Origin of the sequence: Thermotalea metallivorans (genome assembly GCF_001562415.1) — a bacterium.
In the GTDB taxonomy this organism is placed as follows: domain Bacteria; phylum Bacillota; class Clostridia; order Peptostreptococcales; family Thermotaleaceae; genus Thermotalea; species Thermotalea metallivorans.
The window spans coordinates 79,298-105,896 of the sequence record NZ_LOEE01000019.1 but is presented as its reverse complement, the minus strand read 5'-3'; the positions used below and the strand labels follow the sequence as shown (position 1 = coordinate 105,896).

Sequence of the window (26,599 nt, the reverse complement as noted above, 5' to 3'; positions counted from 1 at the left end):
TTTTAAGAGCTATTGGTTTCTATGGTGCCGAAGGCCGGACTCGAACCGGCATGGGGAGTACCCAACGGTTTTTGAGACCGCCGCGTCTGCCAATTCCGCCACTTCGGCAAGTTTATTTTAATTTCCCTGCCTTTAATCCGCCTTTAGAATTAGGAGGGACATTTAGGAGGGATATTAAAACCAAAACAATTATTCTGTTTTCAAGAACCCCGTATTATCAGGGTTTGCACACACCGACGGGTGAAAGCACGAAGTAGATTTTGAGTCCGGTGCGTCTGCCAATTCCACCACTTCGGCGCGTTACAAATAATATATTAGCATAAAGCAAAATGGATTGCAAGCATTTTTTATAAATTTTTTAATACAAAAAATTTGCAAATAGAAATCATTTTTTTATAGTTATTGCGATTTGTTGCAACAAAAATTTATCTGAAATTTTAGTCTGATAAAATTGTCGAAAAATATTGATGCAGATAAAGCATTATGGTAAACTAAAAAAGTGCATAAAATATATCACGGTGGTGAATAAAATGGATCCAGTTACCCATGGTGTTATTGGATTGGCCATATCTGCTTTTAGTGGCAGTCCGGTAACACTGAACAATCCTGTAAGCTTGGGTTGTGCCATTGGGGCAATGTCTCCGGATATAGATATTGTAGCCAAAATTTGGGGAGATTATGTATATCTGAAGCATCATAGAGGAATTACCCATTCTATACCGGCTTTACTGGGGCTTGCCGGCATTATCACAGGGGGGTTATCCCTGCTCTATACGGATTTTCCTTTGATACAGGTATTCCTATGGACCTTTATCGGATGCTTGTCCCATACGCTCTTTGATATACTAAACTCCTACGGAGCCAAACTCTTCATGCCTTTTACAAAGAAGAAAAGCATGATAGGTATTTTGATGCTCTATGACCCCGTTATTACTATACTGGCGTTTCTGCTGATATTTGTAAAATATAAAACCATTGGATTCTATACCATGATTACTGTGTCCTTTGTTCTATACCTTATGGCAAGATGGTTGATGAAGAAAAAAGCGGGGCAAATCGTAGTGCAGCATTATTCCCACGGTTACAAAATCAACAATATTGAGATTTTGCCATCCTTAATGGCATTCCATAAGTGGGATTTCATTATCAATACCAATAGTCACAATATTGTTGGGCAAGTGAATATGATCAACAAAAAAGTCATAGAACGAAAAAAATTTAAAAAACCTGATCAAGAGAGTATTTATTTATTTGAAGATACCAATATAGGTAAATATTTTAAAGAATTTACGCCGAATTATCATATTGTCCGATTTGAAGAGATGGAAAAGATTATCCTAAAATCCATTGATTTACGATATTATTTGCGGGACAATTTTATGCATCATGCCACGGCTGTTTATGACCGGGAGAAGAATGTCATCATCTCCTTCTTCCATCCATATAAAATCCATAGAAGTATACCGATAACGGAAGCAGAGCCCATGTAATCTTATGTAATCTACTGGAAACAGTAGATTATTTTTCATTTATTTGATATTCAAACAGCATTCCTATGTATCAGTATGATCGGTTGTTCTTCTTTCTTGTTTATGGTTCATCCATCAAGGTATATTATAATTAAATTGCAATTTAAAAAAGATAGCAATTGTGGAACTTTACGAAGAAATGATACGTCTAAATATTTACGAATTTTTTGGGGAAGGGAGTGAATCCGCGTGCATGACCATGAAAACAATCTTATTGAAAAAAGCAAACAAGGGGATGTTGAAAGTTTTGAAACACTCATAAGGGAGTATCAGACTGTGGCTTTCAATATTGCTTTTAGAATGCTGGGCAATATGGAGGATGCAAATGATGTAACCCAGGAGGCCCTGATAAAGGTATACAAATCTATAAAAACTTTTCATGGACAATCAAGCTTTTCAACTTGGCTCTATAGGATTGTTACGAATACCTGCCTAGATGAATTAAGAAAAAGAAAAAGGCAGAAAGCCTATTCCTATCATCACCCGATAGAAACGGAAGATGGGGAGATAGAAAGGGATATGGAGGATTACGGGAACAGTACGGAGGAGATCGTTGAAAGAAAAGAAACGATCAAAAGTATTCAGGATGCAATCAATGCCTTACCGGAACAGCATAAAACGGTTATTGTTCTACGGGATATCCGCGGTTTCAATTACGAACAAATTGCAGAAATACTGGATTGCCCCCAGGGAACGATTAAGTCAAGAATCAGTCGGGCGAGGATATCACTAAAGGAGATTATAGAGAAGAAGGAACTTTACAAAAATCCATACGTCTAAATCGTAGAAAGGAGGGATCATATGAGGTGCGCAGAAATCACAGAGTTAATATCTCTTTATATAGATAATATGCTGGACGAACATACGACCCATATATTGGAAGGCCATTTTAAGGAATGCGAAGTTTGCAGGCAGGAGTATGAGGAAATGCTTTCTATACAAAACATGTGTCGTGAACTTCCTTTAATGGAATTGCCTGTCGATTTTGAAAGCAGTTTGCATGAAAAATTGCAGAGAGTCCTGAAAGATGAACAAAATTCAAATGTTGCAAATATTTCTTCTGATGGAGAAGGAAGAAAGAAAATTCACTGGAAAAACTGGAAGGTCTTTATATCGGCAGCAGCCGTGTTGGTCCTATTGGTGTTTTCGGTTTCTATGAACGATTTCAACATCATCAATGACCTGTCAAAATCACAAATGTCTATGGAATCGGCAGATATGAGACAATCGGAGGGGAGTTTCCCGCTGATGGCACCAGAGCTGGCGAAGGATTCGGTTGAGAATAGAGGCGTAGCTGTTGAGGGAAATAATACTGAAGGGGCCAAGTTTCAATACAGCGGTGATAATGTAGCGGTAAATGGCAAAGAAGTGCAGGATGTGCAGGCACAACAGGGTAGAAAAGTAATCAAAAATGGGTATATAGATTTGGATGTGGAAAATTATGATGAAAAATTTAGCCGAGTTGCACAAATTGCCTTCGACAACGGAGGATTTGTTGAAAATACCAATACCCAATATAAACATTATAATGACCAAAATCCGAAGGAATCTCTCAAAGTGGGAAATATTTCGATTCGTATCCCTGAGGACCGATTTTTAGCTGTGATTGAGCAGATTAAGGCTTTAGGCAGGGTTACCAACTTTGGTATCAATGGTCAGGACATTACAAAGGAATATAGAGATACGGCAAATGAAATTGAGAATCTAAAAATACAGGAAAAACGGTTAAGGGAGATTATGGAAAAGGCGAACAATGTAAGGGACATACTAGAGATAGAAAGGGAGTTGTCTAGAGTTCGCGGGGATATTCACCGGTTGTCAGGGGATATTCAGCGATGGGATGAGTTGGTAAGCTTATCCACGATCTATGTGAATTTGAATGAGGTAGAACCAAAAGATAAGCAAATTCAACCCATTAGCCATAATATATGGGAAAAGGCGAAGAAGGAATTTATAAAAACCATCAATGGGATGATTCAATTTTTAGAAAACCTGTTTATTGCTGTGGCAAGCAAGCTGCCCATTGTCTTGACCCTTAGTATGATTGGTATTCCCATGGGATGGTACTTCGTAAAACGGATAAAAAAAGAAAATCATAAAAATGAATAAATGATGAAAATAGAGAATTCTCTTTTCTTGCATGAGAATTCTCTTTCTTTTTCCTTTTTCCATTATTTTCTTATGTCTGCAACTTTTCCGCCATTTGCCCGCAAAAGTTCTTGAGGAGATATTTTCACCAATGAATTCTGGGAGCCACCACCGGAGTAGACGATATCTTTTTCCATAACCATGGCATCGATGAGATAGACAGCCGCATATCCAAAAGAGGGTACCCCGCCGCAAATATATCCTGTTTTTTCAAGGATTTCTTCAGGCTTGGCTGTTCTAGGTTTTTTGATATTTAAAAGTTTGCTGATCTTTGCAGGATCCACTTTGTCCTCGCCTTTGACGATGGCCACAATTAAATTGTCATGTTCATCGATCAAACAAATATTTTTTACAAGATCTTCAGGAAGAGCATTTGCGGCCCTGGCCGCTTCTTCCACGGAATGACAGGATTCTTGGAATGTCAGATGCTTAGCTGCGATATGATGATGGCACATATATTGAATTAGTTTTTCTTCAAAATTTCCCATTGGTGGACCTCCTTTTTCAGATGATTTTGTGTTATTTATTATTATACACCAAGTCGGCTAAAAATTTATAGTTTTGTTAATCCCGTCTTTGCACGGAAAAGAAGGAATTTGAGAATGAGTTCAGAATATAGTAAGGTGGATTGTTGGGGACATATTTTGGGCAGTATAAGGATAGGCTGTTTGAGAAGGGTATGGTAAAAAAGGAGAGGATTGTATGGAATCTAAAAAAATTGTTATTATAGATGGAAACAGTTTAATTCATCGGGCTTACTACGCATTGCCACTGCTGTCTAATAAAAGCGGTGAATATACCAATGCTGTCTATGGGTTTGTAAACATGCTCTACAAAATATTAGATGATTATGCACCTGATTACATCAGTGTTGCTTTTGATCGAAAGGCACCGACTTTCAGGCATTTGGAATACGATGACTATAAAGCTGGAAGAAAAAAAATGCCTGATGAATTGGCGCAGCAATTGCCGGTTCTGAAGGAGGTTTTAGATGCTTTTCGGATTCACAGGATGGAACTGGACGGATTTGAAGCTGACGACCTGATTGGAACACTAGTGAAATTCTGTGAAGGACAAGGCATCGATGTGATCGTCGTAACAGGAGATAAAGATGCCCTACAATTGGCTTCTCGAAAAACAAAAGTCCTGATAACGAAGAAGGGCATTAGTTCTTTGGAAGAGTATAATGCCGACGGGGTAATGGAAAAATATGAAATTACACCGGAACAATTTATTGATTTGAAAGGGCTTATGGGAGATCCATCAGATAATATTCCGGGAGTACCGGGCGTGGGCGAAAAGACAGCCATTAAGCTTATCAAGGAATTTGGCAGCATAGAGGAATTAATTCGCAATACAGACAAAATTTCAAGTACAAAACTAAGGGAAAAAATTGAAGCATATGCACAGCAGGCAGTACTCAGCAAGCGGTTGGCTACTATCATGGTGGATGTGCCTTTGGAAATATCCTTAGAGGAATTAAAAAGAGAAGAGCCTGACAGGGAAACATTGCTGGCGCTCTTTAAAAAACTAGAGTTTCACAGCCTAATGGGCAAAGTTGTGTCGAAAGTAACCGGTGAAGAAAAAGAAAATAAGGATGGACAAAAAGATATTTCCGCCATTCAATATGAATGGGGAGATCTTAAAAATAAAATCAAGAAAAAAGGTGCCTTTTGTCTGAAAACTTTTACTGATGGATTGGATATCATCAATGATGAGATGGTTGCCCTTTCTATTTTGTGCGATGGAGAAAATTATTTTATAGAAAATCCAGGAAAATCCGGGGTATTGGAAGAATTCAGGGAGGTTTTTGAGGATCCGGACATCAAAAAATATGGCCATTATCTGAAAAAGGATAGGACGGCCTTAAGAAAATATAATATTTTGCTCAACGGCTTAGCCTTCGATTCTGCCATTGCCTTATATCTGATAGATCCCACAAGGTCAGCCTATGAAATCCATGATATTTCTTTAGAATATTTAAATAGAAAAATCGCTGCCGAAGAGGAAATCCTCGGAAAAGGAAAAAATCGAAACAAGTACAGTGAACTAGCATTGGAACAGCTTGCAGAATTCGGACGAAACTGGTGCAGAACTGTCATGGATGTGAAGGATCTATTGATGAAACAAATACAGGAATACAATTTGACAAAATTATTTAATGAAGTAGAAATGCCTTTGGTGGAAGTACTGGCAGATATGGAATTTCATGGATTTAAGATAGACCGGAATATTTTAGAGGAATTAGGACTGCAGTTGGATGAAAAGATCGATCATATTACAAAATTGATTTATGATGCAGCGGGTGAAACTTTTAATATTAATTCCCCAAAACAGCTGGGAGAGATATTGTTTGAAAAACTGGGGCTTCCTTCTGTAAAGAAAACAAAGACAGGCCATTCCACCAATATTGAAGTCCTAGAGAAACTGCAAAAAAAACATCCCATGATTCCCTTGATCATGGAGTATAGGCAGTTGGTAAAATTGAAATCTACTTATATAGACGGATTGAAGGCGGTCATCAATGAAACGACCCATAAGATTCATTCCAACTTTCATCAGACGGTTACATCTACGGGAAGAATCAGTAGTACAGAGCCTAATTTGCAGAATATACCCATTAAACTTCCTATGGGCAGGGAAATACGCAAGGTATTTATTCCCTCTAGCGAAGAATATTTGCTTCTGGATGCCGATTACTCCCAAATTGAATTACGGGTATTGGCCCATATTTCCAAAGACAGCAATTTAATGGAGGCATTTCACAAGGATTTAGATATTCATACTACTACGGCGTCCAAGGTGTTCCATGTTCCTATGGAGGAGGTTACACCGTTGCAGCGGAGCAGGGCAAAGGCCGTAAATTTTGGAATTGTCTATGGTATTAGCGATTACGGGCTGGCGGAAAACCTTCAAATTACCAGAAAAGAGGCCCAAAAGTATATTGATGAGTATTTCAGCAAGTATACGGGGGTAAAAAAATACATGGAGCAAATCATAAAAGAGGGAAGAGAAAGGGGATATGTCACTACGATTCTAAATCGGAGGAGGTATATTCCTGAAATTAATTCCAGTAATTTTAATTTGCGTTCCTTTGGTGAAAGAACGGCTATGAATACCCCGATTCAGGGGAGTGCCGCCGACATTATAAAGCTTGCCATGATCAAAGTAGATAGAGAATTGAAAGATAAAAATTTAAGATCAAGATTAATTTTACAGGTGCATGATGAATTGATTGTAGAAGTACACAAGGATGAATTGGAACACGTACAGGAAATTGTCAGGATACAAATGGAAAATGCATTGAAGCTGGATGTTCCTTTGAAGGTGGACATGCATGTAGGAAAAAGCTGGTATGATACGAAATAGGGAAAGGATGTTATAATGAGATGAAGGTAATTGGTCTTACGGGAGGGATTGCTTCCGGGAAAAGCACCGCATCTGCTATCATTAAAAAATTTGGTATTCCGGTGATTGATGCGGATCTGATTGCCCGAGAGATTGTTGATGTGGGACAGCCTGCCTTGGACGAAATTGTAGGATACTTTGGGAAAGAAGTATTGAATCCAGACGGAACCTTGAATAGAAAATTGCTAGGGAGCATTGTTTTTTCGGATTCCAAGAAATTAGAAATTCTAAATCATATTACCCATAGGAGAATAATTGAAAGAATAGAGAATAAAATAGCTATGTGTAAAGAAAGGGGAGACCATCCGATAGTATTCCTAGATGCTGCTTTACTTATTGAAATGAATATGAGAAAATTAGTAGATGAAATATGGCTTATATCTGTTGAACATGATATTCAGTTAAAGAGATTAATGAAAAGGGATGGGCTCAGCATTACAGAAGCAGAAAACAGAATCCATTCGCAAATGCCTTTAGAAGAAAAGAAAAAATATGCGGATGTAATTATAGATAACAGCAAGGATTACCATCATCTGGAAAAACAGATAGAAGGGCACTTGATGGGGATACATAGTTGAATTTGCGGAGGGATGGCATTGGCGGTTCTGAATCTGAGAAAATATAGAAGACTCATCATTGTAATGCTTGTGGTAATGGTCCTGGGTGTTGCAGCAAACAGCACCCATTGGCTTTTAAGAATATTGTATCCTATCCATTATAGACAGCTGATTGAGAAGTATTCGGCAGAATACAATTTAGATCCTTATTTGGTTGCAGCAATTATAAGGACTGAAAGCAGATTTAATGAAAAGGCTCGTTCCAGGAAGGATGCAAAGGGACTCATGCAAATAGCGCCCATAACGGGAGCGTGGGCAGCAAAGGATTTAAGTTTGGAAAACTATAGTGAGGAAATGTTGTATGTCCCTGAAATAAATATTAGGATAGGCTGCTGGTATATAGATAAATTAAGGACAGAGTTTAACGGCAGATTGCAGTTGATGCTGGCGGCGTATAATGGGGGAAGCGGAAATGTAAATAAGTGGCTGAAAGACCCTAAATATAGTGCCGATGGGGTGACATTAAAAGAAATACCTTTTGGGGAAACAAAACTGTATGTGGAAAAAGTGTTAAAAAGCTATAAGATTTATAGTATTATATATAGGTAATAACAATTCCCGGCGGAATGACTGAAGTAAAGAAAGGAAAGTGATTTCATGAAACATATGACAAGCCTTGAAGATATTAAGGATATTACCATAGACCAGGATCGTCGGCTTCATTCCAGTACCCATGAGGAAATATTACAAGGTTTGACGACAGATGTTTATTTTTTAAGAACGATGGATATTTTGAGGCATATGCATTTGGACTCTCAAATGGTTACGGCGGAAATATTCGCAAGAAAACCCGGTGTACTTGCGGGGATGCAAGAGGTAGTCAATATGCTCAAGGATAAAAATGTAAAGGTCTGGGCAGTTGATGAGGGAGAATCCTTTGCACCCAAAGAAACCCTAGTAAGAATTCAAGGACCTTATAATGAATTTGGGGTATTTGAAACAGCCATCTTAGGAAGTCTAGCTAGTGCCAGCGGTTGGGCGACGGCGGCAAGGGAAGTGAAAGAAGCTTGTGGAAATAAAACTTTTCTTTGTTTTGGAGCCAGACATGTTCATCCGGCCGTGGCACCTGTCATGGAACGGGCTGCGGTCATTGGAGGAGCCACGGGGGCAAGTTGTGTCTTGGCAGCCAAACTGATGAATATCGAAGCATCAGGGACACTGCCCCATGCGGCGATGTTAATTGCGGGGGATACATTGGAAGTAGCAAAAGTTTACGATAAAGTAATGCCCGAAAGCCATAGGAGAATTGTTTTGGTAGATACTTTCAAGGATGAAGTGGAGGAGAGCCTTCGAATTGCTGAAGTATTAGGAGACAAATTGTATGGTGTACGATTGGATACACCCAGCGAACGGGGAGGCGTAACGCCCCATTTGGTTAAGGAATTACGTTCTAAGTTGGACATCCATGGTTTCAGCCATGTAAAAATATTTGTTTCTGGGGGATTAACACCAGAAAAAATAAGGATATTGGCTGAAGCAGGAGCCGACGCCTTTGGCGTGGGCAGTTACATTTCTGGAGCATCTGCCATTGATATGACCATGGACATTAAAGAAGTGAATGGCAAAGCCGTTGCCAAGAGAGGAAGACTGCCCGGTCTTGTTGAAAATGAAAAGCTCAAAAAAGTGCTATAGCAACCAATTCCTTTAGAAACGAATCCTGTGACAACGGGAGTAGATGGGGGTATTTTGTTGATTTGTAGAAAAAAGAACATATGTATAATCTTGATTTTCCTATTGTCCATGGTCATCGCTGGTTGTAATCAGCTAAAGGGAGAAGGGGGAAATCCGGAGCAAGTGCCGGAGGAAAAAAGAAAGCCCGTTGTGGGAGGGGAATTGGCTTTGCCGATAACCCAGTTTGATATCCTAAACCCTATTCTAAATAAGAATGAAAGTGTCTATTTTTTCAACACCCTTATTTATGACAGTTTGATTCAATTGGATGGCAAGCTGCAGGCCCAACCGGCATTGGCAACGGAGTGGACGCCTACAGAGGATGGTGCCGGATGGATTTTTCAGTTGCGAAGCAACGTGTTTTGGCATGATGGGCAGCCTTTTACGGCAGAAGATGTGAAATTTACCATTGATACCTTAAAACTTAGCACAACCGGTACCAATAGATCCATTTATAGCGGATTTGCAAAAGGTATAAAAAATACAAAAATTTTGAGTGAAAATAGGATTCTCATTGAGATGGATTCGCCTGTCAACAGTGCCATTGAGATATTCCAATTTCCCATTATCCCAAAGCATAAATTTAGAAACAGCGAAGAGGTTTATAAAGCGCCGAAAGATCTATTGGTTGGGACAGGGAGATATAAAGTCGCTGCCTATATGGGATCTCAATATATAAAATTGGCTATTAATGAAGGCTATTGGGAGAAAAAGCCTTATGTTCCTACAATCATAGGAAAAATTGTGCCGGATTATGCCGCTGCCTTGACTTCCGTAGAGGCCAATGAAGCATCAGTGGCAAAGGCAACAGACTTTGACTGGGAAAAATATAGTGAAGACAAAACTTTAAAAATTTATGAATATACTACTTTAGAGTATGAATTTTTAAGCTTTAATTTCAACAAGGAACTGTTGGCAGATAAAAATATTAGAACTGCTATTGCCTACAGCATTGACAGGCCTGCGCTTGTCAATGAGGCGTATTTGGGACATGCAACGATTACCGATACGCCGGTTCATCCCCATTCATGGTTATATGATGAGAGTGCAAAGAAATATGGTAAGGAAATTGAGAAGGCTAAGAAAATTTTAGAGGACGCTAACTGGCGGGATGAGAATAAGGATGGAATACTTGAAAATGAAGGGGGTAAACGGTTAACCCTTCATCTACTCGTGAATCATGAGAATCCTCAGCGGGTTGAGACAGCGGATCTGATTGCTTCCCAGTTAAAAGAAATAGGAATGGAAGTAATTGTTGAAAAGGTGAACTGGGAGGAATACCAATATAGACTTTTTGCCAATAGATTTGATATGGCTCTAGGAGGATGGAAACTGTCAACGGTTCCAGATCTTAGTTTTGCCTTGCATTCAGCCTATAAAGGCAGTACAAACTTTACGGGGTATGCCCATCCGGAAATGGATCGTTTGCTGGTGGAGGCGGCGATGGCAAAGTCTCCGGAGGTACGGAAACAAAAATATAGGGAAATTCAAAAGAGATTTATAGAAGACTTGCCGTACTTTAGCTTGTTTTTCAAAAATAGTGCCTTAATTGTCAAGGATTATGTCAAAGGGAATGTGGATCCGAGGCCATACAATATTTATTATTCTATAGATCAATGGTATGTGCTGGATGAGGCGGAATAGGTTCTTTAAGAAAATTCATAGATAGAAAACTAGCGATTTTTGAAACATTATGAATATGTGAGAGGTATTGACACCAGAAAAAAAAAGTGTTATTATATAAAAGTCGCTAAATGCGGATGTGGTGGAATTGGCAGACACACTATCTTGAGGGGGTAGCGGTCCACGGCCGTGCGGGTTCAAATCCCGCCATCCGCACCAATGGAAATTAGAGGGCTGCAAAGCCCTTTTTGTGTTTTTAGATGAAAAGATATTTTCTGACAATTCCCTATGTACTTTGGATTGGGATATAATTCCCAATCCAAAGATTACTAGTAAGTGCCGCCATAGCAGCCAGTAAAATATGGATAGCAGAATAGGATTACTAGTAATAGGAAGAAGAACAACAGCTCATCACCTGTGCCGAATAAACCGCCGAATGGACCCTGGAACAGAATCACTAGCAGCAGGAAGAAGAATAACAATGAGGCTTCTTCTCCAGGAGTACAACCAAATAAATTGCCCCAGAATGATTTTTTAGCTTCTGACATACCAGCCACCCCCTTCCCCATATTATACTTTAGGAGTTTTTACCTTGAAAAATTTTTATTTTTTGATTTTCTGTCTTTGGTAGGTATGGCCAAAGCTTTTTTTCTAATACAAATTATGCAATCTAAGGACAAGTGTTACCAATTGCGGAATGAAACTTTTCATTTCTTCATGGGATTCATCACTTTATATGTCCTTCTCCAGATGAAGGGGAAAGCTAAGGGTGCCAGTTGTCATGTATTCCAAAAAATATCCGTTATAAAACCAACGAATTGCTTGCTTGATTAAAAGTCAATCATGGGGATATAAAATAGCGTATAAACTGAAATATGGACTATATGTTTGCAATGGATATAGTTTTCAATATCATGGGAAAGGAGAGATTGAGCGCCATGGATGAGCGTATTTATTTAAGTCATTGCGATACGATTAAAAATTTTGTGAAAAACTTAGGGATAGATTCTACGGATGATTATTTGCAGCAAGAATTGAGCAGTCTTATGAAAGACGTTGTATTTCTCAGAGAAAAAATTGATGGGATGAGAAAACTTATGGAAAAAAGCACAAACTATGACGAGATGCTGCATCTTCAATATGACATAGACGATGCCCAGTGCTTGTTAGATAATTTATTGCAGAAACTAAAAACAGCAGATGAAAGATATATATGTTTTAAACAATATATTGCAAAGATAAAATCAGGACTGGTATAAAAACGCCCAAAGGAAATCTTCTTGTTTTGTAAGGTGTAGAGATTTTATGAAATATGGAGGAGACAATGTGCATCTGAATAGAAAGAAGATAGCATATAAACTATTTTCCCAGTTTAAAATTATTCAATGGGTGGTATATCTAGAGGAGATTTTGAAAAACTAAACTATGGAAATGGCTATGGGATATCTCCTATAGAATTGAGGGAATAAAGCAATATGAAGCTGATTGACCGATTAAATCAAAGAGTATCAAAATTAAACCGGGCGATAGATGACTACATGGCAATTTTGGTCCGTGAAGAGGTGCAGCATCGGCAGGAAGTCATAGAATACGTTCAGTCTAAGATCGGCAGTCTGCAGGAAAAGCGAATGGAGTATTTAAAATGCATAAAGGCTTTAAGGTACTTGGAAAATCATCTAGATGAAAAAGAGATAGAAGAAATTTTAAAGATTGAAGAATTTATCATGGCGAGGGATAAGGATATTGACAGCCTGTGAAAAATATAATAAAATAAAAAATGCAAAGAGATGGATCAAAGCGTGATCACGATCATTTGCGAGATTAACTCAGCTGGTAGAGTACTTCCTTGACGTGGAAGGAGTCAGGGGTTCGAGTCCCTTATCTCGCACCATTCATCAACGACTACTCATAGAAAATGGGTAGTTTTTTTATGCCTATTTTGGCGAAAAATATTAGATAAAAAAGAACAGAAAAAAAATTGAAAAGAAGGACAAAAATAGTATAATTTTGTTAGGAAACATTTGGACAGATATCGTTTTATTTTATGGCTGGAGGGAAATTATTATGTTTAAGTGGAAGGATATTTTTAGCTGCAATGTGGCGGAAATTGACAAGCAACACCAAAAACTGTTTGAATTGGGAACAAAATTGTATCAAATCATATCAATAAAAGACGGATCTGATCATTATGATGAAATCATGGAAGTATTAGAAGAGTTAAAAAATTATACGATTTATCATTTTCAATATGAAGAACAACTTATGGAGCAGTATGGGTATGAAGAATTAGCATTGCATAAAGAAGAGCACAAGGCATTTATAAATAAGATTCTGGCCCTTGAAGCACAGGATATCGATGAGGAACAGCGGAAAGTGACGATGGATTTAATTGTATTTATATCAAATTGGATCGAACAGCACATTTTAAAATCGGATTTTCGCTACAAGGATTGCTTGAATCGTCAAGGAGTGTTCTAGGAGGCATAATCATCCAAACACTGATGCATACATATAAAATGCTCATTTTGCAAACAATGAGCCTATGAAACTATAAATGCTTTCATGCTAAGAATAAATTTAGATTTGTTCTTAGTATGAAAGCTTATTAAAAGAAAAATTTACGATTACTTTTTGAAAAAGGAAGGATTTTTCTTTTTTTTGAAGAAAATATACAGAAAATTAAGAAAACAGGAGTGGATCAGTGTGGACAAAATGGCGGATAAGCTGGAAAGGTTCGAAGAAGAACTGGAAGCGTTAAGAGAAATATATGCTGCCTTAGATGAATTAAATCAAAAAAGATTGGAGGAAGCAATCATTATGCTTAAGACAAAATTCTCAGACCGGATTTAAATAAAAACTTTTTAAAAATTGGTGAAGGTTTTTTAAATTTTATGTAGAATTATATCATTTGTGATCCGACGGAATTGTCAAGAAAAAGCATAGGGTTTCAATGGGACCTATGTACACTATAATTCCAGTGGGTGAGAAGCAAAAACATTGCAAGGGTAATATGGTGTATCAAGAGGATGTACTATTTTTAGGGTTTTATAAGATCTATAACTGAGGAGGTTAACAAATGTTTAAAGGAATCAGGATGAGCATGTTTTTACTGATGATGCTGCTTTGTGTTTTTTTCATGGCGGCAATCTCCTATGCAGAGGAATCTACAAAAGGAGTAACCATTGCAAAGGATGTAAATGTAAGAAGTGAGCCCAATATGGGAGCATCAGTTATAGATACTTTATCTCTTGGAGAATATGTTCAGATTATAGATAGTGAAGATGACTGGTATTTGATTCAATTAAGCAACGGTAGCAAAGGATGGGTGTATAATGATTTGATTGTTCCCATGGAGGAGAATAAGGATCTTACCAAAAGAGGTATTGTAAGCGGTGAAAATGTGAATGTCAGGGAACACGCAAACGTCAATTCGAATATTGTAAGAACCTTAAACAAGGGTACTGAAGTGAAGATTGTAGGGGAAGAATCAGGTTGGTATCAAATATTATTTGATAATCAGACAAAAGGTTGGATGCATTCAGACTATGTACAAATTATGCCCAACTATTCTACCGGCAAAGTAAAAGGATCGAATGTCAACGTAAGGATAAATCCTGCTTTAGACGGCGATATTGTGACAACTCTAGGATTGGATAGTTATGTATCTATTAAATCTTATAAGGACGGATGGTACAATATTATCACCGCAAATGGGCAGGAAGGTTGGATCTATCAGGATTATGTTGCTGTAGTTCTAGACGGAAGTGCAAGTCTCAAAACAGAAATATCAAGATCTGCCAACAGGTTGACTGGCGTGAGCCGAGTAATTGAGTTTGCAAAAAATTATTTAGGGACGCCATACAAATATGGTACAAGCGGCCCCAACAGTTTTGATTGTTCAGGATTTACTTCTTTTGTATTTAAAAATGCAGGCATCGTCATATCCAGATCTTCTAAAGACCAAGCCCATGACGGAGAAAAGGTGGGCAAGGATGACTTAAGGATAGGGGATTTAGTGTTCTTTGACACCGTAGGAAAGGTGGATGGGAATATTACCCATGTTGGAATCTATATAGGAGACGGGAAATTTATTCACGCTTCCTCCGGGAAGAATGCAAAAAAAGTTGTAATTTCTGATCTGAACGAAGGTTATTATAAAGATAGGTTTGTTACGGCAAGAAGATTATTTTAATAAAAATCAACCCCCTGCGAAAAAGGCAGGGGGTTATTTGTTGGAGTCATGATAAACGGACTGCTTGGCTAAAACTTTCTGTACATAATTTTGTGTCTCGGAAAAAGGCGGAATCCCATGATATTTGTCCACATTGGCAGGACCTGCGTTATAAGCAGCTAATGCAAGCTCAATGTTCCCTCGATAACGGTTTAACATGTCCCGAAGATAGCTTACACCACCCTCTATGTTTTCTTTCGGGTTCCAAGGGTTTATAACGCCTACCGCCCGTGCTGTCTGAGGCATAAGCTGCATCAAACCTTGGGCTCCTGCCTTTGATAGGGCCTGGGGATTAAATCCCGATTCTACGTCCATGACGGCTTTAATCAAATTTTTATCAATGTTATATTTGTTTGCAGCAGCTTCAATCAAATGTTCATAGGCTGCAAGGGAAGAACCTTGGTTTTCTTTTTTTTCAATTTCTTGCTCAAAAATGTCTTGAAAGGGTGCAGAGGGCTTTTCTTTGATTAGGTCAACACCGGTGGGAAGCCTGCTCTGAATCTCTGAAAGTTTTTGCCTAAATATATCGCGAACATGGATAGAATTCATAAAAACGACTCCTTTTGCATATATAAACTTGTACATATTTATCTTAACATAATGATTATCGTCAAATCTATCGATTTTGTTTATGGTATAATAAAAGAAAGTTTTTATGAATTTATCTCAATTTCTATAGGAATTGTCTCTGTTTGAGGTGATATAAAAGTGAAGCGGCAGATTATTCATGTGGATATGGATGCTTTTTATGCTTCCATAGAGCAAAAGGACCATCCGGAATTGAGGAACAAACCGATTGCCGTTGGAGGTAGGCCTGAAGGGAGAGGAGTGATTTGTACTGCTTCTTATGAGGCAAGAAAATATGGCGTTCGTTCTGCCATGCCTTCCAAAAAAGCACAGCAACTATGCCCCAATCTAATTTTCGTTCCGGTGAGAATGGAAAGATATGTTGAAATATCTCAGAGAATATTAGAGATTTTTGAAGAATATACAGATTGCATTGAACCTTTATCAATTGATGAGGCTTTTTTGGATGTTACGGGAAAAGATGGAATCCAAATAGGAAAAGATATAAAGAAAAGAATAAAAAAAGAATTGGGCTTAACGGCCTCTGTGGGTTTATCGGTCAATAAATACTTGGCAAAGCTGGCTTCTGACAGTCAAAAGCCCGATGGATTTGCAGTGATCACGGAGGCGGAAGCAGAAAATTTTTTATTGCCATTGCCTGTGAGAAAGTTATGGGGAGTAGGTCCCAAGACGGAACAAGAATTAAATAATTTAGGAATATATTGTATAAAAGATTTGATACACTATGATCAAAGGGTGATCATAGAAAAATTTGGGAAAAGAGGTTTAGAATTATTACACTTTGCAAAAGGAAAAGATGAACGGCCTGTAGAAAATAAACATAGGAGAAAGTCTATCGGAGAAGAAAATACCTTTGAAGAAGATATTGATGATGTAAATATTTTAATTCAGTATATTGATTCTTATTGCAGCGTGCTGGCACATAGGTTGCAAAAGAATGGACTGCAGATAAGGACGATTACGGTAAAAGCAAAATATGAAGATTTTGAAAATATAACAAGAAGTATTACATTGCCTTATTTTACAAATAGCCATCAGGATATTTACAATAGTGCAGTAAATATTCTGCTCACCAAAATACGGCTTGTCAAAAAAGTGAGGTTACTGGGAGTGCAGGTATCAAATATATTATATCCGGATGAGCCGGTTCAGTTGCAGTTAGATCTGGATGGGATGTTTGCGAGGGGGAAGGAAAATGCGGTTGACAAGGAATAAAATGAGACAAGAATATAGAAAAAGAAAAATAGGTTTTTTGATGATATTTGCCATTGTGCTGCCAAGTCTATCGATTTATTTGGGATATATAGCAACAAAATTTTATATTATGCCCAATTTGCAATCCAAGGAAATTTCACAGCCGCCTGAGGGTGGGCCATCTCTTCAGTCAGTGAAAAAAGATGAAGAAAAAGGGGAGGCCATCCCTACAGGTCAAATAAGTCAAGAAGCTTTCGCAAATACATTTGAGCTGCAAGGATTAGATCTCTATTGTGTGCAGGTTGGCAAATTTACTGCTATAGAAAATGCACAGACATTGCTAAAGGAGTTGAAAAACAAAGGAATGGAGGGATACATTCATGAGCAGGACGGCTACAAGGTGATTGCGGCCGCTTTATTGGACAGGGAAGGTGCCGATCAAGCAATCCAATCCATAAGAATTCATTATCCCGATGCCTATGTAGCTAGGATGAATATACCTGTTCGTGCAGTAAAATACACAAAGGAAGATGTAAAATATGTGCTGGTGCTGCAACAACAAAATAAAAGATTGATTCATGTGTTTGATAAACTGTCAACGAGCATCAAAGAATTTAAGGGATCAAAGGAACAGATTAATCCCTTGATTAAGGAAAATGTACTTGAATTAAAAAGTATAAAGGAAGAAATAAACAAAATTACTCCATCCAAAAGCATGGAAAAAATTACAGCAGGATTCCTGAAAACAATTGATGCAACTCTGTCCACTTTGGAGGAGATGCAGCAAGACGGTCAGGCGGTACAATTGCAAAATTCTTTAAATCGGGGATTGTATGAATATTTTGTCTTTGCGACGAGCAATACGTATTAGTGGAGGGATTCTATTGAAACTGAAAGAGATTGCGGCACTGGTAGATGCAGAATGTTTGACGGGGCAATGTTTCCTGGAAGATGAGGTGGAGGCTGCTTTCGGATGTGATCTGATGAGTGATGTATTGGCCTTCATCAAAGGAAAGACGTTATTGCTGACGGGTTTGACAAATCCACAGGTGATTCGTACAGCGGAAATGTTAGATATTCATGCAATTCTGTTTGTACGAGGAAAGAAGCCGGATGAAGAGGTAATTAGAATGGCCAGGGAAAACAATATGGTTTTAATGACTACGAAACATATCCTCTATACAGCTTGTGGCATTTTACACAGAAACGGACTTCCAGGTGTTCCCATAAGCGAGGTGAAGAAATGAAATGGAAAAGAAAGAAAGATCGGAGAGCCTAAAACTGGAGTATGAGGTTTTAAAGGATGATTTTGCAAGGGCGGGAGAAGCTTCTAGCAATATTAAAAAAGTCCTTCGACAGTTAGGCATTGATGCCCAAATTATTCGCAGGGTTGCCATTGCTACTTATGAAGCGGAAATCAATATCGTTATCCATTCAGAAGGCGGAAAAATCACCCTATACATTTATCCCGATTGTATTCAAATCATTGCCAAGGACGCTGGACCGGGCATAGAAAATATTGAATTGGCCATGAAAGAGGGATATTCAACAGCTTCCCATAAAGTGCGGGAACTGGGTTTTGGAGCAGGTATGGGTTTGCCCAATATGAAAAAGTGCAGCGATGAGTTTTATATTGACTCAAAAAAAGGTGATTCTACTACTGTAACCATGGTGATCTATATGAACTGACAGAATTAGTATCACAAGCATTGTAAAAACCAAGATGAGGAAAATCAAAAAAACACCCGTTTATTTTTAAGGAGGTATGGATGATATGATAATCAAAGATTTAATTGATCAGCATGAATTCACAGTGGTTTCCGGGGAAAAGCTGATAGACCGAGAGATAAAAGGGCTATACTGCTGTGATTTATTAAGTTGGGTAATGTCCCACGGCAAACAACATGATGCGTGGATTACGGTCCAGACCCACACCAATATTGTTGCGGTGGCATCCCTTTTGGATTTAAGCTGTATCATTATTCCTGAGAGTATTGCTGTAGAGCAGGAAACAGTAGAAAAGGCTATGGAAGAAAATGTGATCATCTTGAGTACACCACTGGACAGCTATAAAATATTTTGCAAGATGTACGAGTTGGGACTTCGCTAGTATGAAAATCGCCGTAGATCTTCATATTCATTCTGCTTTGTCTCCCTGTGGAGATGAAGATATGACGCCTAACAATATCATCAATATGTGTTTGTTAAAGGGTTTGGATGCCATAGCTATTACCGATCATAACAGTGTGGAAAATTGTGAGGCTTGCATAGAGGCCGCACAAAACAGGGGTATTGTGGTGATTCCCGGAATGGAAATTCAGACGAAAGAAGAAGTCCATCTATTGTGCTTATTTCAAGATTTGTCTTCAGCCTATGCTTTTCAGGAAATCGTTTATGAAAGACTGGGGAAAGAAAATAATCTGCCGGAGTTATTTGGAAGACAGATGGTTTATGACAGCAGGGATCAGATGGTGAGGGAAAATATAAGACGATTGATTACCTCGGCAAATATCACGATAAAGGAGGTTATAAAGGAATTAGACCGTCTCCACGGGGTTGCTGTTCCGGCCCACGTGGACAAAGGTGCTTATAGCATAATAGCAAACTTGGGTTTTATACCACCGGATATGCCCATTGCTACGCTGGAGATATCAAAAAAAGCAGATGTTGCTTCCCTTTTGGCAAAATATGAATATTTGAAGCAGTACAGACTCATCAGAAATTCCGATGCCCATTATTTGTGGGATATATTAGAAAGAGAAAATTTTATTGAGGTGCAGGAAAAAAGCATAGAGGCCATATTGACTGTATTAAAAAAGAATCCTTTGGAGGCATAGATCTATGAGAGAATTATCCCTTCATGTATTGGACATTGTACAAAATAGTATTGCCGCTGAGGCAACATTTGTTGAAATTTACATTGAGGAACGAACAAAGGACGATGTACTTATCATCAAGATTATGGATAATGGTAGGGGTATGGATAAAGAGTTTTTGAAAAAGGTGACAGACCCCTTTGTAACTACCCGGAAAACTCGAAAGGTAGGCCTGGGCATTTCTTTGTTTAAGGCAGCAGCAGAGAGGTGCAACGGATGTTTTGCCATTGAATCTGAATTGAATGTAGGGACAACGATTGAAGCTGCCTTTGAGAGAAGCCACATTGACAGAGCGCCTTTGGGGAATATGGCAGAGACGATGGTTAGTTTGATTATAGCCCAAGATCAGGTGGATTACCTTTATAAACATGTTCTTGATCATAAAGAGTTTGTATTTGATACAAGAGAGATCCGTAAAATCCTAGGGCAGGTACCCCTTAGCCAGTGGGAGGTGCTGGATTGGGTGAAAAATTATATTCAAGAAGGCTTGGCAGCGATCAAAAAAGATCAATAAAATTCTCGATAGACAGCGACTGCCATCTAGAAAGTCAATTTTCTCATAAGATTTGTATATATTTTACATTTATCTTCATTTATTGACAGGATTCGCGGTACGCGATATGATATTATTATAATATTTAAAAGATAGGAAATTTTGATGGGAAGATTTTTAGCAGATATAAGGGGAAGTTAGTTTTTATGTGTTTTTACAAGTATACTGTATACAGTTTATCCCATAGAAGTGTTGTGAAAATTAGTTAGTTATTTAACAATGAAGGAAATTAAAAAAAATTATAGAACTTCTATAATTTGTTGAAATCATTGATTTTTTATTTTTGTGAAAGGTCATAGGTATGCCATGCTAAAGTTTGATTTATGCCTTTGATGGCGATAATCTTTTTTGTGCATCCAATGCTTTGTTGACAGGGCAACTGTCAGATACCAGCGCAGATGACTGGTGATTGGCAACTGGCGACTGGCAGCTATTCAAAAAATATAACCTTTCAAATAAAGTTAACTTTAAAGTTGCAAATCTATTTTCATAATTTATTTTAAAATGAGGGGTGAAAATCAATGGGTTTCTTATCCTTTAGGGGTGGAGTTCATCCGCCGCATTTTAAGGAAGCAACAGCAAGGCTAAAAGTAGAAAAAGCCAAGGAACCGCAAATTGTTACAATACCTCTTCAACAGCACATAGGGGCACCATGTGAACCGATCGTAAAAGTTGGAGATAAGGTAAAGGTAGGACAAAAAATTGGCGAGGCAACTGGGTTTGTATCTGTGCCTGTGCACAGCAGCGTGTCGGGCGAGGTAAAACAGGTAACACGTCTGCTTACACCTACGGGGGAGACAACTTGTGTAGTGATTGAATCCGATGGATTGAATACAGTTCACGAAAACGTTGTCCCAAAAGGTGACATTGGAAGTTTATCAGGAAAAGAAATTTTGGACATTATAAAGGAGGCAGGTATTGTGGGGATGGGTGGTGCTGCATTCCCTACCCATGTAAAACTTTCACCGCCACCGGAGAAGAAGATTGAAACCGTTATTTTAAACGGTGCTGAATGTGAGCCCTATTTAACGGCTGACCACCGATTGATGCTGGAAAATCCCGGAGATATTGTATACGGCTTGAAAGCAATGATGAAAGTACTCAATGTGTCGAAGGCTTATATTGGCATAGAAGACAATAAGCCCGATGCCATAGAAAACATGAAGAAAGCTGTAGAGAAAGAGAAAGGCATTGAAGTAGTAGGACTTCATACAAAATATCCTCAAGGAGCAGAAAAGCAGCTGATCTATGCATGTACAAAAAAAGAAGTTCCATCCGGCGGTTTGCCAATGGATGTAGGGGTAGTGGTAAACAATGTAGGAACAGCGGCAGCCATAGCCACTGCAATCAAAACGGGAATGCCATTGATCGAAAGGATAGCCACCATTACCGGAAAGGGAGTAAAGGAACCGAAAAATTTGTTGGTGAAAATCGGTACTTCCTTCAAAGAAATTATTGAACAATGCGGTGGATATAATGGAAATCCTGGAAAAATCATCATGGGCGGACCTATGATGGGATTAGCTCAATATACAGATGAGATTCCAGTGGTGAAGGGTACTTCTGGCATTTTAGTTTTGACACCGGAAGAAGCACGACTGCCTGAACCTAAGCCGTGTATCCGATGTGGAAAATGCGTTGAAATCTGCCCGGCATTTTTGCAACCTTTATATATTAGCGCATATGCGTTGCAAAATATGCATGAAACAGCAGAAAAATACAATGCCCTTGACTGTATTGAGTGTGGTTCTTGTTCATTTATATGTCCTTCCAAGAGGCCATTACTACAGTCAATTAGAGTATCGAAGCGTGAAATTATCGCTAAGAAAAGAAAGACGAAGTAGTGGGAGGGAATTCATATGCAGAACAGATTGATTGTATCTTCATCTCCCCATTTACGGGCAGATGAATCTATTAGCCGCATCATGAGAGATGTGGTGATTGCATTACTTCCGGCAACATTGGCAGGGATATATTTTTTTAGGATGGGAGCAGTAAAAGTGATTCTTGCGGCGGTACTTGCCGCAGTGGTTACAGAGGCTGCCGTTCAAAAAATCCGCAAGCAGCCTGTTACCATCCATGACTGGAGTGCCGTTGTTACAGGCCTGTTGTTAGCTTTTAATATTCCTGCTACGGCACCATGGTGGCTTCCGGTGATCGGTTCGATTTTTGCTATTGCAATTGTAAAACATACTTTTGGGGGGTTAGGGCATAATTTTATGAACCCTGCTTTGGCAGCCCGTGCGATGTTGCTGGCTTCTTGGCCGGTGCAAATGACCAACTGGGTAAAGCCCGGGGCAGATGCGGTAAGTACAGCAACTCCTTTGGCTATTGTTGGTGGAATGGAAGCGACAGGACAACCTTTGCCATCCTTGTTTGATTTGCTCATAGGGAATGTTGGAGGATGTATTGGTGAGACTTCGGCTATTCTATTGATTCTGGGAGGAGTTTATTTAGTTTACAGGGGTGTGATTACTCCTCGGATTCCTGTGATCTATATTGCCACTGTGGCGGTGATTACCTTTGCATTGGGTGGCTTCGACCTGCACTACATGATGTATCAGGTATTGGCGGGAGGACTGATGCTTGGTGCAATTTATATGGCTACAGACTATGCTTCTTCACCGGTAACGCCAAAGGGACAGATAATCTATGCATTGGGTTGCGGTATCATTACCAGTGTGATCCGGCTCTATGGCGGATATCCGGAAGGAGTTTCCTATTCTATACTGTTAATGAATGTGGCTGCGCCACTGATTGATAAGTATACAAGCCCGAGAGTGTTTGGGGAGGTGAAATAACATGCAAGAGGTAGTGAAATTAGGATTGATTTTGCTGATTATTACAGCTATAGCAGCATCTGTTTTAGGATGGACCAATGAAATCACGAAGGAGCCGATTGCAAACCAGATTCTCCAAGCCAATATTGCCGCCAGACAAAGTGTATTGCCTGAGGCCAAGGATTTTGCAGAGGTGCCGAAGGATCAGTTTCAAGGATACAGTAATGTTTTGGAAGTCTATAAAGGGATGAAAGATGGACAAGTGGTAGGGTATACAATTAAAACAAATCCCAGCGGATATGGCGGGCCTATTGAGGTGATGATTGGCATTACAGCGGAGGGTATTGTCAGTGGCGTGAGTGTTGGAAATCATACAGAAACCCCGGGTTTAGGCGCAAAAGCTGCAGAAGATGCTTTCAAGGGTCAATACAACGGAAAAAAAGCTGAAGGACAGCTTCAGGTGATTAAATCCGGCACACCGAAGGAAAATGAAATTATGGCGATATCCGGAGCAACAATTACGTCTAAAGCAGTTACTTCAGGTGTGAACATGGCAATACAGCTATTTCATGAGAAGTTGAAATAAATTGTGGGGGTGATGGAATTGAAGTTAGGAAATACTTTTATGCGGGGTATTCTACATGAAAACCCGACTTTTATACAGTTGCTTGGGATGTGTCCAACCCTTGCCGTAACAACTTCAGCAATCAACGGCATTGGTATGGGTTTGGCAACTATGGCCGTATTGATAGGTTCCAATGTAGTAATTGCCCTTCTTAAGAAATTTATACCCAACAAAATACGCATACCTGCGTTTATCGTGGTTATTGCCACTTTTGTTACAGTGGTGGGACTTATGATGAAGGCCTTTGTCCCTGCATTAGATAGAGCTTTGGGCCTTTTTATACCCCTTATTGTAGTGAATTGTATTATTTTGGCAAGAGCTGAAGCCTTTGCTTCGAAGAATTCAGTGGTTCAATCGGCTGTGGATGGAATTGGAATGGGATTAGGTTTTACGATTTCTTTGACAATTTTAGGTGCAGTTAGAGAAATCCTTGGCGCAGGTTCTGTATTCGGAAAGCTTGTACTTGGTACTGCCTATCAGCCTGCATTGATCATGATCCTTCCACCGGGCGCATTTTTAGCTTTAGGTTTATTGCTGGCATTGTACAATTGGATTGTATCAAGGAAAGCAAATCAATTCTAGGGAGGGATAGATGAATGTCGATAGGAGGACTATTTGTAATACTCGTGAGCGGTATTTTGGTAAATAACTTTGTATTGTCAAGATTCTTGGGGATTTGTCCATTTTTGGGTGTTTCAAAGCAGGTTGAAACGGCCATGGGCATGGGAATGGCTGTTACCTTTGTTATGACCTTGGCATCTATCATCACTTATCTTGTACAGGTATTCATATTAGATCCTTTGGGGTTGGGCTATTTGCAGACCATTGCCTTTATCCTGGTAATTGCGGCGCTGGTTCAATTTGTAGAGATGGTGATACAAAAGGTCAGTCCTACCCTTTATCAAGCATTGGGTGTGTACTTGCCATTAATTACAACAAACTGTGCGGTATTGGGTCTGACATTGCTGAATATTCAATTTCAGTACAATTTAATTGAAACTGTTGTCAATGCTATTGCCGCTGCCGTCGGATTTACATTGGCCATCGTGTTGTTTGCCGGTATTCGGGAAAGATTGGCAATTGCAGATGTGCCGGAGGTTTTTAAAGGATTCCCTATCGCACTGATTACAGCAAGTTTAATGTCTATCGCATTTTTAGGATTTACCGGACTGGTTTAGATGGGAGGGAAAATTAGGATGGATATAAATACGATACTTCTACCCGTTGTCAGTTTAGGGGGGATGGGGCTGCTGTTTGGAGCCGGATTGGCTTATGCTTCGCAAAAGTTTGCAGTAGAAGTAGACCCAAGGGTCATTGCCATCAGAGATGTTTTGCCCGGCGCAAACTGTGGCGGCTGTGGATACCCAGGATGTGATGGATTTGCGAATGCAGTGGTTGCAGGAAATGCTCCTGTAAATGGCTGTCCTGTAGGGGGGCCCGATTGTGCAAAAAATATTGCTGAAATTATGGGTGTTGAGGCAGGAGATGCCGTCAGAAAGGTAGCCAGAGTCATCTGTAAAGGCGATACGAAGAATTGCAAAGAAAAATTTGATTATTTCGGAATTCAGGATTGCAAAGCGGCTGCTATGATTTCAGGTGGAAGCAAAAGCTGTGCCTATGGATGTTTGGGCTTGGGCACATGTGTAAATGCTTGCCAATTTGATGCCATTGAAATTACCGATGGAAGAATAGCAAGCATCATACCGGAAAGATGTACTGCTTGTGGAAAGTGTATTGAAGTCTGCCCGAAACAGGTGATTCATTTTGTTCCCTTCGAACAGGAGGTAGTTGTGGACTGCAATAATGAAGAGCCGGGCAAAGTGGTGCGCCAGAAGTGCAACGTGGGCTGCATAGCATGTCAAATCTGTGTAAAAGCATGTCCCTTTGACGCCATGGAATTTTCAAATAATCTTGCAAAAATTAATTATGAAAAATGTACGAATTGCATGATCTGTGCAGAAAAATGCCCCACAAAGGCAATTTATGCAAATTTTGAAAAGAGAAGAAAAGCAGAGATTATCGCAGAAAACTGTGTAGGTTGTACCATATGCAAAAAGCAGTGCCCTGTGGATGCAATTCAAGGTGAACTCAAACAGGTTCATACTGTGATTGAAGAAAAATGCATCGGCTGTGGTGCATGCGAAGTGAAATGTCCAAAAAAGACCATAAGAATGAAATAAGATAAAATAAATAAGATAAGGAGCATACTTCTTTTCGGGAGTATGTTCTTTATTTGTTTTCCATGAAAAAAATACTACTTGTAATGCCCATATCAAAATGTTAAACTTAAACTGTATTGAAAAGACCAAGAATCATAGGAAATACTTATAACTTAAGAGGATTTTGGAAAGATTATTATAGTAAATGAGAGTTGGTTAACGTGACGAGATGGGATAAAATTTTTATAGGGAGCATTATGGTTTTCAGTATTATAGGGATTTTTTTTGTGAAAGGAATAACCGTGAATAGCCAAAATTTGTATTTGGTTATTGAGGTAGATGGGAAACCTTATAAAAAAATTTCATTGGATGAAGCATTCCCAAAGCAAGTGATTGAGATTAAAACGGCTCATGGTCATAACAAAGTGGAAATTGAAGGATTGCGGGTAAGGATTGTTGAAGCAGACTGTCAGGATCAGCTCTGCGTAAAGATGGGATGGCTTCACAAGGCAAATCAAACCAGTATCTGCTTGCCTAATAGGGTTTCCATCAAACTGGTTGCCAATACGTCGGAAGTGGACATCATCAGCTATTGAA

Annotated in this window: 30 protein-coding genes and 3 tRNA genes; 29 read left to right on the top strand and 4 right to left on the bottom strand. The window is 39.1% G+C overall.

Annotated features, from left to right (window positions below):
• Positions 1-22: 22 nt before the first annotated feature.
• Positions 23-108: transfer RNA gene (locus AN619_RS03105), tRNA-Leu, on the bottom strand.
• Positions 109-530: 422 nt separating this feature from the next.
• Here AN619_RS03105 and AN619_RS03100 point away from each other — a divergent pair.
• From AN619_RS03100 to AN619_RS03090, 3 genes are all read left to right on the top strand, one after another.
• A complete protein-coding gene (locus AN619_RS03100) occupies positions 531-1,490 on the top strand; it encodes a metal-dependent hydrolase (protein WP_068555003.1) in 960 nt (319 codons plus the stop codon).
• Positions 1,491-1,718: 228 nt separating this feature from the next.
• A complete protein-coding gene (locus AN619_RS03095; RefSeq protein WP_068555001.1) occupies positions 1,719-2,309 on the top strand; it encodes an RNA polymerase sigma factor in 591 nt (196 codons plus the stop codon).
• A gap of 21 nt (positions 2,310-2,330) precedes the next feature.
• Positions 2,331-3,638, top strand: a complete 1,308-nt coding sequence (locus AN619_RS03090) for a DUF4349 domain-containing protein (RefSeq protein ID WP_068554999.1) — start codon at positions 2,331-2,333, stop codon at positions 3,636-3,638.
• A gap of 62 nt (positions 3,639-3,700) precedes the next feature.
• On the opposite strand, the gene AN619_RS03085 is transcribed toward AN619_RS03090, so the two are convergent.
• Positions 3,701-4,165, bottom strand: a complete 465-nt coding sequence (locus AN619_RS03085) for an aminoacyl-tRNA deacylase (protein WP_198153222.1) — start codon at positions 4,163-4,165, stop codon at positions 3,701-3,703.
• Between the two features lie 214 nt (positions 4,166-4,379).
• Here AN619_RS03085 and polA point away from each other — a divergent pair, with 214 nt between their 5' ends.
• From polA to AN619_RS03055, 6 genes are all read left to right on the top strand, one after another.
• Positions 4,380-7,046 carry a DNA polymerase I gene (gene polA / locus AN619_RS03080; protein ID WP_068554997.1) on the top strand — a complete coding sequence of 889 codons (2,667 nt, stop codon included), beginning with the start codon at positions 4,380-4,382 and terminating at the stop codon, positions 7,044-7,046.
• 20 nt (positions 7,047-7,066) lie between these two features.
• Complete coding sequence (gene coaE / locus AN619_RS03075) at positions 7,067-7,663, top strand: dephospho-CoA kinase (RefSeq protein WP_068554995.1); 597 nt, start codon at positions 7,067-7,069, stop codon at positions 7,661-7,663.
• Positions 7,664-7,681: 18 nt separating this feature from the next.
• On the top strand, positions 7,682-8,251 hold the full coding sequence (locus tag AN619_RS03070; RefSeq protein ID WP_242867293.1) for a lytic transglycosylase domain-containing protein: 570 nt from the start codon (positions 7,682-7,684) through the stop codon (positions 8,249-8,251).
• Between the two features lie 48 nt (positions 8,252-8,299).
• Entirely contained in the window at positions 8,300-9,334 is a 1,035-nt protein-coding gene (locus tag AN619_RS03065) for a nicotinate phosphoribosyltransferase (RefSeq protein WP_068554991.1), read from the top strand.
• 57 nt (positions 9,335-9,391) lie between these two features.
• Positions 9,392-11,017, top strand: coding sequence for a peptide ABC transporter substrate-binding protein (locus tag AN619_RS03060; protein ID WP_068554989.1), 1,626 nt, complete (start codon positions 9,392-9,394; stop codon positions 11,015-11,017).
• 112 nt (positions 11,018-11,129) lie between these two features.
• Positions 11,130-11,215: transfer RNA gene (locus AN619_RS03055), tRNA-Leu, on the top strand.
• Positions 11,216-11,325: 110 nt separating this feature from the next.
• Here AN619_RS03055 and AN619_RS03050 read toward each other — a convergent pair.
• Positions 11,326-11,544: a hypothetical protein gene (locus AN619_RS03050; protein ID WP_068554987.1), complete on the bottom strand. Its 219-nt coding sequence runs from the start codon at positions 11,542-11,544 to the stop codon at positions 11,326-11,328.
• Between the two features lie 390 nt (positions 11,545-11,934).
• Between AN619_RS03050 and AN619_RS03040 the strand changes: the two genes are divergently transcribed.
• The 6 genes from AN619_RS03040 (at position 11,935) to AN619_RS03020 (ending at position 15,188) form a co-directional block, all read left to right on the top strand.
• Complete coding sequence (locus AN619_RS03040; protein WP_157064888.1) at positions 11,935-12,255, top strand: hypothetical protein; 321 nt, start codon at positions 11,935-11,937, stop codon at positions 12,253-12,255.
• Between the two features lie 216 nt (positions 12,256-12,471).
• Positions 12,472-12,753, top strand: a complete 282-nt coding sequence (locus AN619_RS03035; protein WP_068554981.1) for a hypothetical protein — start codon at positions 12,472-12,474, stop codon at positions 12,751-12,753.
• 58 nt (positions 12,754-12,811) lie between these two features.
• A tRNA-Val gene (locus AN619_RS03030) sits at positions 12,812-12,887 on the top strand.
• Between the two features lie 173 nt (positions 12,888-13,060).
• Positions 13,061-13,474 (top strand): bacteriohemerythrin, encoded by a 414-nt coding sequence (locus tag AN619_RS03025; protein WP_068554979.1) that lies wholly within the window; start codon positions 13,061-13,063, stop codon positions 13,472-13,474.
• 225 nt (positions 13,475-13,699) lie between these two features.
• Positions 13,700-13,846 carry a hypothetical protein gene (locus tag AN619_RS15820; protein ID WP_157064887.1) on the top strand — a complete coding sequence of 49 codons (147 nt, stop codon included), beginning with the start codon at positions 13,700-13,702 and terminating at the stop codon, positions 13,844-13,846.
• A 226-nt stretch (positions 13,847-14,072) separates the two neighbouring features.
• Positions 14,073-15,188: a C40 family peptidase gene (locus AN619_RS03020; RefSeq protein WP_068554976.1), complete on the top strand. Its 1,116-nt coding sequence runs from the start codon at positions 14,073-14,075 to the stop codon at positions 15,186-15,188.
• Positions 15,189-15,221: 33 nt separating this feature from the next.
• On the opposite strand, the gene AN619_RS03015 is transcribed toward AN619_RS03020, so the two are convergent.
• Entirely contained in the window at positions 15,222-15,776 is a 555-nt protein-coding gene (locus tag AN619_RS03015) for a lytic transglycosylase domain-containing protein (RefSeq protein ID WP_068554975.1), read from the bottom strand.
• 159 nt (positions 15,777-15,935) lie between these two features.
• On the opposite strand from AN619_RS03015, the gene dinB reads away from it, so the two are divergent.
• The 14 genes from dinB to AN619_RS02945 all read left to right on the top strand — a co-directional run bounded on the left by dinB (position 15,936) and on the right by AN619_RS02945 (position 26,598).
• Positions 15,936-17,030 (top strand): DNA polymerase IV, encoded by a 1,095-nt coding sequence (dinB, locus tag AN619_RS03010; protein WP_068554973.1) that lies wholly within the window; start codon positions 15,936-15,938, stop codon positions 17,028-17,030.
• Complete coding sequence (locus AN619_RS03005; protein ID WP_068554971.1) at positions 17,011-17,880, top strand: SPOR domain-containing protein; 870 nt, start codon at positions 17,011-17,013, stop codon at positions 17,878-17,880. Before dinB ends, AN619_RS03005 begins: the two co-directional genes overlap by 20 nt.
• 13 nt (positions 17,881-17,893) lie before the next feature.
• Entirely contained in the window at positions 17,894-18,256 is a 363-nt protein-coding gene (locus tag AN619_RS03000; protein WP_198153221.1) for a DRTGG domain-containing protein, read from the top strand.
• A gap of 1 nt (position 18,257) precedes the next feature.
• A complete protein-coding gene (locus tag AN619_RS02995; RefSeq protein WP_068554967.1) occupies positions 18,258-18,698 on the top strand; it encodes an ATP-binding protein in 441 nt (146 codons plus the stop codon).
• Positions 18,699-18,783: 85 nt separating this feature from the next.
• Entirely contained in the window at positions 18,784-19,119 is a 336-nt protein-coding gene (locus AN619_RS02990; RefSeq protein ID WP_068554964.1) for a DRTGG domain-containing protein, read from the top strand.
• A 1-nt stretch (position 19,120) separates the two neighbouring features.
• Positions 19,121-19,846, top strand: a complete 726-nt coding sequence (locus tag AN619_RS02985) for a PHP domain-containing protein (RefSeq protein WP_068554962.1) — start codon at positions 19,121-19,123, stop codon at positions 19,844-19,846.
• 4 nt (positions 19,847-19,850) lie between these two features.
• Positions 19,851-20,399 (top strand): ATP-binding protein, encoded by a 549-nt coding sequence (locus AN619_RS02980; RefSeq protein ID WP_068554960.1) that lies wholly within the window; start codon positions 19,851-19,853, stop codon positions 20,397-20,399.
• A gap of 560 nt (positions 20,400-20,959) precedes the next feature.
• Complete coding sequence (rsxC, locus tag AN619_RS02975) at positions 20,960-22,282, top strand: electron transport complex subunit RsxC (RefSeq protein WP_068554958.1); 1,323 nt, start codon at positions 20,960-20,962, stop codon at positions 22,280-22,282.
• A 15-nt stretch (positions 22,283-22,297) separates the two neighbouring features.
• Complete coding sequence (locus tag AN619_RS02970; protein WP_068554956.1) at positions 22,298-23,239, top strand: RnfABCDGE type electron transport complex subunit D; 942 nt, start codon at positions 22,298-22,300, stop codon at positions 23,237-23,239.
• Between the two features lies 1 nt (position 23,240).
• Complete coding sequence (locus AN619_RS02965; protein WP_068554954.1) at positions 23,241-23,804, top strand: RnfABCDGE type electron transport complex subunit G; 564 nt, start codon at positions 23,241-23,243, stop codon at positions 23,802-23,804.
• Positions 23,805-23,822: 18 nt separating this feature from the next.
• Positions 23,823-24,425 carry an electron transport complex subunit RsxE gene (rsxE, locus tag AN619_RS02960; protein ID WP_330382012.1) on the top strand — a complete coding sequence of 201 codons (603 nt, stop codon included), beginning with the start codon at positions 23,823-23,825 and terminating at the stop codon, positions 24,423-24,425.
• A 14-nt stretch (positions 24,426-24,439) separates the two neighbouring features.
• On the top strand, positions 24,440-25,021 hold the full coding sequence (gene rsxA / locus AN619_RS02955; protein WP_068554951.1) for an electron transport complex subunit RsxA: 582 nt from the start codon (positions 24,440-24,442) through the stop codon (positions 25,019-25,021).
• Positions 25,022-25,039: 18 nt separating this feature from the next.
• Entirely contained in the window at positions 25,040-26,023 is a 984-nt protein-coding gene (locus AN619_RS02950) for an RnfABCDGE type electron transport complex subunit B (RefSeq protein WP_068554949.1), read from the top strand.
• 236 nt (positions 26,024-26,259) lie between these two features.
• Positions 26,260-26,598 (top strand): NusG domain II-containing protein, encoded by a 339-nt coding sequence (locus AN619_RS02945; RefSeq protein ID WP_278279838.1) that lies wholly within the window; start codon positions 26,260-26,262, stop codon positions 26,596-26,598.
• Position 26,599: the final 1 nt, after the last annotated feature.